This window comes from Mycobacterium colombiense (genome assembly GCF_003284975.1).
GTDB lineage: Bacteria > Actinomycetota > Actinomycetes > Mycobacteriales > Mycobacteriaceae > Mycobacterium > Mycobacterium europaeum_A.
Window position 1 is genome coordinate 1 of record NZ_QMEU01000139.1, and the last position, 9461, is coordinate 9461.

Sequence of the window (9461 nt, forward strand, 5' to 3'; positions counted from 1 at the left end):
ACCGCGTGCTGCACCGGCGCTACGGCTGGCAATGGAACATCGTGCCGCTGATCAAGGTTCCCGGCGTGACCAACGTGCACCAAGACCTGTGCGCGAGAGAGAAGCTGCGGCGCGCCCGCGACAGCGGGGTGTGGCCGGGCAGCGTCATCGTGCGGGTGGAGCTGTCATGACGCACGCGCCGGTGGCCGACCCGGTCCGCTCCCCCGGGATCCGCCAATGTTGCAGCGCCGCAGCGGGACTGGTGTTCGGCATGGTGCGCCCGCGGCGGCCCGACGAGCGGTTCATCCGCAGCGTCGCCGACGCCGGTCTGCCGACGCCCGGCCGCACCGTGACGGTGACCGCGCTGCCCCAGGTGCCGCGGTCGGTGCCGACCGCGGCCATCGTCGAGGGCGCCTTCACGCCGGCGCGCATCGAGAACTCGCTGACGTCGTTCGTCGTCGGGCACCCGCGGGCCACCTTCATCGTCGACCCCGCCGTGTGCGTCGACGTCGAGCGGCGAGCGATCGCCCAACTGCCAGCGGTGCTGCGGGTCGCGGTCCGTCCCCCGGCCGACACCGTCCCCACGATCACCGCGCTGGGCCGGGTGCCCATTGCGGCGCCATTGGATTTCGCGCTGCCCACCCACGCGCACTGGGACCACGTCTCGGGCCTGCTGGACCTGCCCGGCCTGCCCGTGCACCTGCACCGCACCGAACGCGACTGGATCGGCGACGGGCCCGTCGCGCCCATGGGCGGCGTGCGGGATTCGTTGCGTGACAGGCCCGTTGTCGAGTACGAGCTGGACGGGCCGCCGGTGCTCACCTTCACCCGGAGCCACGACCTCTTCGGGGACCAGTCCGTGCTGCTGGTCGACCTCGCCGGGCACACCCCGGGCAGTGTCGGGGTGCTCGCCCACACGGGACGCGGCTGGATCCTGATCGCCGGCGACGCGGCCTGGCACGCTATGCAGATCGAGAAGGTCCGCCAAAAGTCAAGCTATCCGGGCCTTTTGGTAGACGAGGACCGCGAGCAGACCTTCAAGACCCTGCACCGCCTGCACCTGGCGCGTCACGCGGTCACGATCATCCCGACCCACGACCACCAGGCCGTGCTGGGATTGAGCACCTAGCCGCCGGCGCCCAGTGTGAAACCAGCTTCACGTCGGTTGCGAGCGTGAAACCAACTTCACACTCGCGGAGATGGCGATCCGACGAAGCGCCTAGCCGCCCAGGCAGCCGGGGCCGAGCAGCGCCTTGAGGTCGCCCATCAGCGCCGGCGACGGCGTAACCCGCAGGGAGGCATCCAGTTCCAACGTGGTGATGCGGTCCCCGCTGATCAGCCGCAGATGCACCTGAGCCGTGCCCGGGTGGCGGGCCAGCACCTGCTTGAGCGCGGTGACCTTGTCGATGGTGCACTGGCGCGTCGGCAGGCTGACCGCCAGCGGCCGGTTCGGCTGGGCATTGGAGAAGTCCGGCACCACAAGCTCGTTGGCGATCAGCGCGACGCGGTCGTCGCGCAGCGAGACCTTCGCCCTGATCAGCACCACGACGTCGTCGGCGATGTCGGCCCCGTAAACCGAGTAGGCCTGCGGGAAGAACATCACCTCGATGCCACCGGTGAGGTCTTCCAATTGGGCTGATGCCCAAGGCATTCCGTTCTTGTTGACCCGCCGGTTGACCGACGCGAGGATGCCGCCCACCCGCACCTGGGTGTCGTTGGGAACATCGCCGTCGAGGATGGCCGGGATCTGGGTGTCGACCTGGGCGGTCAGCAGATGCGCCACCTGGTTCAGCGGATGCCCGGACACGTAGAGCCCCAGCATCTCTCGCTCCAGGGCGAGCTTGTGCTTGTCCTCCCACTCGTCGTCGGGCACCTTGATGTTGAACACGGAATCGCAGCCGGCCCCATCTTCTCCGCCGCCGAACAGGTCGAACTGGCCCATGGCCTCGGCCTTCTTGGTGCCCAGCACCGAGTCGACCGCGTCGGTGTGCACCAGGAACAGGCCCTTGCGCGCATGCCCCAGCGAGTCGAAGGCGCCGGCCTTGATCAACGACTCGGTGACCTTCTTGTTGCAGGCCGCCACGTCGATCTTGTTCAGGTAGTCCGAGAAGTCGGTGAACTTGCCCTTGCCATTGCGGGTGCCGATCAGCGAGCCGACCACGTTGGCGCCGACGTTGCGCACCGCGCCCAGCCCGAAGCGGATGTCGCGCCCCACCGAGGCGAAGTTCACCAGGGACTCGTTGACGTCCGGCGGCAGCACCGTGATGCCGAGCTTGCGGCAGTCGGCCAGGTAGACCGCGGCCTTGTCCTTGTCGTCGCCCACCGACGTCAGCAGGCCGGCCATGTACTCGGCCGGATAGTTGGCCTTCAGGTAGGCCGTCCAATAGGAGACCAGCCCATAGCCGGCCGCGTGCGACTTGTTGAACGCGTATCCGGCGAACGGAAGGATGGTGTCCCACAAGGCTTTCACCGCTTTTTCGGAGAAGCCGTTGGCGGTCATGCCTTCGTAGAAGCCCTTGTACTCCGCCTCGAGCACCTCGAGCTTCTTCTTGCCCATCGCCTTGCGCAGCGCGTCGGCCTTGCCCATTGTGTACGAGGCGACCTTCTGGGCGATGAACATGATCTGCTCTTGGTAGACGATCAGGCCGTACGTCTCGGCCAGGATCTCGCGCAGCGGCTCCTCGAGCTCCGGGTGGATCGGCTTGACCGCCTGACGACCGTTCTTGCGGTCGGCGTAGTCGTTGTGGGCGTTCATGCCCATCGGCCCCGGGCGGTACAGGGCCAGCACTGCGACGATGTCGTTGAACTCGGTGGGCTGCATGCGGCGCAACAGATCCCGCATCGGCCCGCCGTCGAGCTGGAACACGCCCAGGGTGTCGCCGCGGCCGAGCAGCTCGTAGGTGGGCTTGTCGTCGAGCGGCACCGACTCCAGGTCCAGGTCGATTCCCCTGTTGGACTTGATGTTCTCCAGCGCGTCGCCGATGATCGTCAGGTTGCGCAGGCCCAGGAAGTCCATCTTCAGCAGACCGATGGCCTCACATGACGGGTAGTCCCAGCCGGTGATGATCGCCCCGTCCTGGGGCCGCTTCCACAGCGGGATGGCCTCGGTCAGCGGCTCGCTGCTCATGATCACCGCGCACGCATGCACGCCGGCGTTGCGGATCAGGCCTTCCAGGCCGCGCGCGGTCTGGTAGATGGTACGCACGTCCGGGTCGGTCTCGATCAGACCGCGGACCTCGGCGGCTTCTTTGTAGCGCTCGTGGTTCGGGTCGGTGATGCCCGACAGCGGGATGTCCTTGGCCATGATCGGCGGCGGCAGCGCCTTGGTGATGCGGTCGGCGATCGCGAAGCCGGGCTGGCCGTAGTGGATGCGGGCCGAATCCTTCAGGGCCGCTTTGGTTTTGATGGTGCCGAAGGTGATGACCTGCGCGACGCGGTCCGAACCCCACTTCTCGGCGGCGTAGCGCACCATCTCGCCGCGACGACGGTCGTCGAAGTCGATATCGATGTCGGGTGCCGACGGGCGCTCCGGGTTGAGGAAGCGCTCGAACAGCAGGCCGTGCGGGATCGGGTCGATGTTGGTGATGCCCAGCGCGTAGGCCACCAGCGAGCCCGCCGCCGAGCCACGCCCCGGCCCCACCCGGATGTCCACCGAGCGTGCGTAGTTGATCAGGTCGGCGACGATCAGGAAGTAGGACGGGAAGCCCTTGTCGCAGATGACCTTGATCTCGTACTCTGCCCGGTCGATGTAGTCCTGGCCGACGCCGGACGGGAACCGGCGCGCCAGCCCGGCCAGCACCTCGTGGTGCAGCCAGCTCGCCTGGTCGTGCCCCTCGGGCACCGGGAAGATCGGCATCCGGTCGCGCGGCGCCCACACGTCGTCGTAGGGCTGCACCCGCTCGGCGATCAGCAGGGTGGAGTCGCAGGCGCCGGGCACCTCGTGGTCCCAGATCTGGCGCATCTCGGCGGCCGACTTCAGGTAGTAGCCGTCGCCGTCGAACTTGAACCGGTTGGGGTCCGAAAGCGTCTTGCCGGTCTGCACGCACAGCAGCGCCTCGTGGTTGTGGGCGGCGTCGCGGGTGACGTAGTGGCAGTCGTTGGTGGCCAGCGGCGGGATGCCCAGCTTGCGGCCGATCTCGAGCAGCCCGTCGCGGACCCGGGTCTCGATGGACAGCCCGTGGTCCATCAGCTCCAGGAAGTAGTTGTCGGCGCCGAAGATCTCGCGCCACTTGGCGGCCGATTCCAGCGCCTCGCGCTCGTGCCCCAGCCGCAGCCGGGTCTGCACCTCGCCCGAGGGGCAGCCGGTGGTGGCGATGATGCCCTCGGCGTGTTCGGCGATGATCTCGGCGTCCATCCGCGACCACTTGCCGAGCTGGCCCTCGAACGACGCCAGCGAGGACAGCTTGAACAGGTTGCGCAGTCCGGTGGCGTTCTCGGCCACCATCGTCATGTGCGTGTAGGAGCCGCTACCGGACACGTCGTCGGACTTCTGGCCCGGGTCGCCCCACAGGATCCGCCGGGTGTCGAAGCGCGAGGCCGGCGCGATGTAGGCCTCGACGCCGATGATGGGCTTGATCCCGGCCTTGGTCGCCGCGTTGTAGAACTCGCTGGCGCCGAACATGTTTCCGTGGTCGGTCATCCCGACCGCCGGCATCTGCAGCCGGTCCACCTCGGCCAGCATCGGCCCGATCTTCGCGGCACCGTCCAGCATCGAGTACTCGGTGTGGTTATGCAGGTGCACGAAGGACGAGTGGTTCATAGGGACGCCAGTCTAGGACCGCGGACCGACACTGGTTGGGCGTGTCGCCGCGTGTGTCTGTGTTTATTGGTGACGACCCGCCGCGCCCGGCTGCGCCGCGCTTGCGATCGCCACGAATCAGCCGTTGGCGTATAACTCGACGAAGTTCTTCAGCGACTTCTGCATGTCGCCCTTGACGGCGCGCGCCGCCGCCGAGCCCACCGGGCCGAACAACGCCCGTCCGCCCAGTTCCAGCCGCAGACCCAGCGTCGAGCCCTCGCCGGTGGGTCGCACGGTGAGGGTGACGGCGTATTTGGCGCCGCCCTTGCCGGACCCCGACAACGCCACCTCGTGCGGCGGGTCCCAGGTGGTCACCGTCCACGTCACCCTGTTGCGGAAGCCTTTGGCCCGCGCCACGCCGACGATCTCGGTGCCCTCGGCGATCTCGTCGGGCAGCTCGCTGCGCCATCCCTCGTGCATGGTCAGCCAGTCGCCGAGGTCCGACAGGTCGGAGACGTGGTCCCACATGTCCTGCGGGGTCATCGGGACATCGGCGGTCAGGTCCACAGCAGCCACCGCCCGAGCCTAGCGCCCGCTCAGCTCTTGGGGCCGCCGCGGAAACGGCTGCCGATCCGGATGCCGGGCAACAGCAGGCTGCGCGGCGCGAACCGGCCGCCGGTGCTGACCACCTTGGGCACCACCCCGGGCACCACCGTGCGGCGGCCGGACAGCATGCCGCCGATAGCCTCCTCGGCCACGTCGCGCGGCGAGACCTGCGCGATGGGGATGCTGAACCGCTCGGCGTTGGCGATCTCGGCCCATTCGGTCGGCACCGGTCCCGGGCACAGGCAGGTCACCGAGACGCCCGTGCCGTGCAGCTCCTCGTGCACCGCCTCGGAGAACGTCTGCACGAAGGCCTTGGTGGCCGAGTACACCGCCATGTAGGGAACCGGCTGGAACCCGGCGATCGACGCGATGTTCATCACCGCGCCCGCCCCGCGGGAAACCATGCCCGGCAGCGTAGCGTGGGTGAGCTCCATCAGCGCCAGCGCGTTCAGCGTCACCTCTTCACTCTCGCGCTCCAGCGGCAACTCGTGAAACACCCCGCTGGTCCCGAAACCGGCGCTGTTGCACAGACCGGCGATCGGCTCGCTGCGCAGCCGATTCGCCAGTTTGGCGCGCGCCTTGCTGTCAGCGAGGTCCAGCGGCAGCACCTCGACGGCAACCGAATATTGCTGGCCCACCTCGTTCGCTAGTTCGTCGAGGCGCTCGCGCCGGCGCGCGACCAGCAGCAGCGGGAAGCCGCGACGGGCCAATCCGCGGGCCAGTTCGGCGCCGATACCGGACGAGGCGCCGGTGATGACAACGGTGGTCTGCAGGTCAGGTTTTGGCAGGCTCATGGTCTCACCAATGTATCCCGCGGGTCGCCCGCACGAAGTTCTCGCTGCGCTTATCGAATTCCGTTGTGTCGCTCGGTGATTCATCTCCCTTGGCGGCACTGGAGTCACCGAACATGGCGAACGCCCGGTTGCGCACCCGGTCCATCACCGCCGGGTTGACCGCATCGGCGACGGCGGCGAACTGTCCGAACGGTGAGCTGGCCCGGCGGGGCCGGTGCACGATCGCGTCGGCGATCACCCCGGCCGCCTGGTCCGGTGTCAGTGCCGGGAACTTGTCGTAGAGCGTGGTCGGGCTGATCATCGGGGTCCGCACCAGCGCCATGTGCACAGTGGTGAACTTGACGCCGTCGTTGATGGTCTCGGCCTGCAGCGAGTCGCACAGGCTGTCCAGCGCGGCCTTGCTGGCGATGTAGGCGCCGAAGCGCGGCGCACGGGTCTGCACCCCCACCGAGGAGACGTTGACGACGTGTCCGTATCCCCGCTCGCGCATGCCGGGGATGAACTTGAGGATCAACTGGACGGCGCCGAGGTAGTTCAACTGCATGGTTCGCTGATAGTCGTGGATCCGGTCGTAGGACAGCTCGAGTGAGCGCCGGATCGATCGGCCGGCGTTGTTGATCAGGATGTCGACGCCGCCGAGGTCGCTGAGCACCTGGTCGGCCATCGCGGCGATCGCGTCCATGTCGGACAGGTCGCAGGGGTACACGTTGGCGGTGCCGCCGTCGCCGCGGATCTCGTCGGCGACCTTCTCCAGGTTCTCCCGGGTGCGCGCCACCAGCGCCACGATCCCTCCGGCCTCGGCGATCTTCTTCGCCGCGGCCTCACCGATCCCCGACGATCCCCCGGTGATCAGGACAGTCTTGCCCTTGACGGCCTCCTCGAGCGTGCGGCCCTGGACCGCGTCGAGCAGATTTCTCAGGTAAAACGGCCGATACCGTCCGGCCGAGTTCGGGGTGTTCACGATGTGCGAGACCGCCGCGAGCGGCTTCTCCACCAGATTCCCGAGCGAGTTCTCCACCAAATTCGTTAAGTCACCAAGGTTCATCGGCATCCGCTCCTGATGATGTGAGCCCCCCGACCGCAACTGGCCTGCCCGATGGCCACGACCGCCTTGCGGGGCTGCGCGAGTGATGTGACGTGCATCATGAAGCCAACCTAGGACATGTTCGCCTCACCGTGACCCGGATTGCGGTCATGGGTCACGGCCCCCAGTCTCACGGTTCGCCGAGAACGTCCGTCAGCGTCGGGCAATCCCGCTGTTACACAAGGCAATCCGGGCGTGATCGCGCATAAACCGACGGGCAACGCCGAGATGTTCCAATCGTGCTTATGAAAATTCTGGCGCGCTTCCGCAAGTCCGCACCGGCATCCATCTACGACCGGATCGGTGGGCACGAGGCGATCGAAGTCGTGGTCGAGGACTTCTACGTCCGGGTGCTTGCCGACGATCAGCTGTCCGGCTTTTTCACCGGCACGAACATGAACCGCCTCAAGGGCAAGCAGGCGGAGTTCTTCGCGGCGGCCCTGGGCGGCCCGGAGCCCTACACCGGCGCGCCGATGAAGCAGGTGCACCAGGGCCGCGGAATCACCATGCACCACTTCAATTTGGTGGCCGGGCATTTGGCCGACGCGCTGTCCGCCGCCGGGGTGCCGTCGGAGACGGTCACCGAGATACTCGGCGCGATCGCCCCGCTGGCGCCCGAGATCGCCACGGGTGACGCCGGCAAGGTCACGGTCTGACCGCTCCCCCGGATCGCGGCGCGGGCCGCCGCCCACCATGGCCATCGCCGCCATCGCGGCGATCTCGGCTTGCCGGCGGCTAACAGTGCCTAGCATGCGTGGCATGCGGCGCACATTTGACGAACTGATCGCGGAGGCCGACGCCGCCCCGCTGGACGGCTGGGATTTCTCGTGGCTGGACGGCCGGGCCACCGAGGAGCGCCCGTCCTGGGGCTACCAGCGACTGCTGCGGGAGCGGTTGGCCGCGGTGTCGGCCGCGCTCGACATTCACACCGGAGGCGGTGAAGTGCTGTCCGGCGCGGCGCCGTTCCCGCCCACCATGGCGGCCATCGAGACGTGGCCCCCGAACGCGGCGCTGGCCACCCGGCGCCTGCATCCGCTCGGTGTGGTGGTGGTCGTGACCCGGGACGAACCGCCGCTGCCATTCGGCGACGAGGCGTTCGACCTGGTGACCACGCGCCACCCGATCTCCGTCTGGTGGTCGGAGATACTGCGCGTGCTGCGCCCCGGCGGCACCTACTTCGCGCAGCACATCGGTCCGGCCACCATGGGCGAGCTGGTCGAGTACTTCATTGGGCCGCAGCCGGAGAAATGGGCCGAGTTTCACCCGGACGCGGTGCGCGCGCAGGCCGAGGCGGCCGGGCTGCAGATCGTCGACATCCGCATGGAGCGGATGCGCGCGGAGTTCTTCGACATCGGCGCCGTCGTGTACTTCCTGCGCAAGGTGATCTGGACGGTGCCCGACTTCACCGTGCAGCGGTACCGGGACCGGCTGGCCGAACTGCACGAGCGCATCGAATCCGACGGGCCGTTCGTCGGGCACTCCGTGCGCCTGCTCGTCGAGGCCCGCAAGCCGGCGTGAGTCAGCCCTCGTCGCGCAACACGTCCAGCGCGCGTTGCAGGTCGGGCGGGTAGGGGCTGACGATCTCCATCCGCCTGCCGTCGGCCGGATGGGCGAACGACAGCGAACGAGCATGCAACCATTGCCGTTCCAGTCCAAGCTTTTTCGCGAGCTTGGGGTCGGCGCCGTAGACCAGGTCGCCGCAGCACGGGTGATGCAGCGCGGAGAAATGCACCCGGATCTGGTGCGTGCGGCCGGTCTCCAGGTGCACGTCGAGCAGGCTGGCGGCGACGAACGCCTCCACGGTGTCGTAGTGGGTGAGGCTGTGCCGGCCGTCCTTGGTGACCGCGAACTTCCATTCGCCGCCGCGGTGCCGCCCGATCGGCGCGTCGATGGTCCCGCTGGACGGGTCCGGATGTCCTTGCACCAGCGCGTGATAGCGCTTGTCGACGGTGCGCTGTTTGAACGCCCGCTTGAGCACGGTGTAGGCGCGCTCGGACAGCGCCACGACCATCACCCCGGACGTTCCGACGTCGAGGCGATGCACGATGCCCTGCCGCTCGGGCACCCCCGAGGTGGTGATCCGGTAGCCGGCGGCGGCCAGGCCACCGAGCACCGTGGGCCCGGTCCAGCCCACCGAGGCGTGCGCGGCCACCGCCGCCGGTTTGTCGACCGCGACGATGTCATCGTCGGAGTACAGGATCGTCATGCCCTCGATGTCGACCGGCGTGTTCTGCAGGGGCGCGGGCGCTTCGGGCAGGCG

At 68.2% G+C, this 9461-nt stretch carries 8 protein-coding genes and 1 pseudogene; 4 read left to right on the forward strand and 5 right to left on the reverse strand.

Translation table 11 applies throughout. The features are described 5' to 3' along the window. Both DQP58_RS24250 and DQP58_RS24255 read left to right on the forward strand, forming a co-directional pair. A pseudogene (locus DQP58_RS24250) lies at window positions 1-170 on the forward strand (PPOX class F420-dependent oxidoreductase); the annotation flags it as partial. Further along, a complete protein-coding gene (locus DQP58_RS24255) occupies window positions 167-1108 on the forward strand; it encodes an MBL fold metallo-hydrolase (protein ID WP_112710671.1) in 942 nt (313 codons plus the stop codon). The pseudogene DQP58_RS24250 and the gene DQP58_RS24255, both read left to right, overlap by 4 nt. Window positions 1109-1198: 90 nt before the next feature. Here DQP58_RS24255 and dnaE read toward each other — a convergent pair whose 3' ends face one another. The 4 genes from dnaE to DQP58_RS24275 form a co-directional block, all read right to left on the reverse strand. After that, on the reverse strand, window positions 1199-4738 hold the full coding sequence (dnaE, locus tag DQP58_RS24260; RefSeq protein ID WP_112710672.1) for a DNA polymerase III subunit alpha: 3540 nt from the start codon (window positions 4736-4738) through the stop codon (window positions 1199-1201). 117 nt (window positions 4739-4855) lie between these two features. Beyond that, window positions 4856-5293, reverse strand: coding sequence for a type II toxin-antitoxin system Rv0910 family toxin (locus DQP58_RS24265; protein ID WP_112710673.1), 438 nt, complete (start codon window positions 5291-5293; stop codon window positions 4856-4858). A 20-nt stretch (window positions 5294-5313) separates the two neighbouring features. Beyond that, window positions 5314-6117, reverse strand: coding sequence for an SDR family NAD(P)-dependent oxidoreductase (locus DQP58_RS24270; protein WP_112710674.1), 804 nt, complete (start codon window positions 6115-6117; stop codon window positions 5314-5316). A 4-nt stretch (window positions 6118-6121) separates the two neighbouring features. Continuing rightward, on the reverse strand, window positions 6122-7162 hold the full coding sequence (locus tag DQP58_RS24275; protein WP_112710677.1) for an SDR family NAD(P)-dependent oxidoreductase: 1041 nt from the start codon (window positions 7160-7162) through the stop codon (window positions 6122-6124). 284 nt (window positions 7163-7446) lie between these two features. On the opposite strand from DQP58_RS24275, the gene DQP58_RS24280 reads away from it, so the two are divergent. Beyond that, entirely contained in the window at window positions 7447-7857 is a 411-nt protein-coding gene (locus DQP58_RS24280) for a group I truncated hemoglobin (protein WP_112710675.1), read from the forward strand. Window positions 7858-7960: 103 nt separating this feature from the next. Next, window positions 7961-8719 carry a class I SAM-dependent methyltransferase gene (locus tag DQP58_RS24285; protein WP_112710678.1) on the forward strand — a complete coding sequence of 253 codons (759 nt, stop codon included), beginning with the start codon at window positions 7961-7963 and terminating at the stop codon, window positions 8717-8719. Between the two features lies 1 nt (window position 8720). Here the strand turns inward: DQP58_RS24285 and DQP58_RS24290 are convergent. Then, window positions 8721-9461, reverse strand: a 741-nt coding sequence (locus tag DQP58_RS24290; RefSeq protein WP_112710676.1) for an RluA family pseudouridine synthase, incomplete at its 5' end; no start/stop codon positions are given.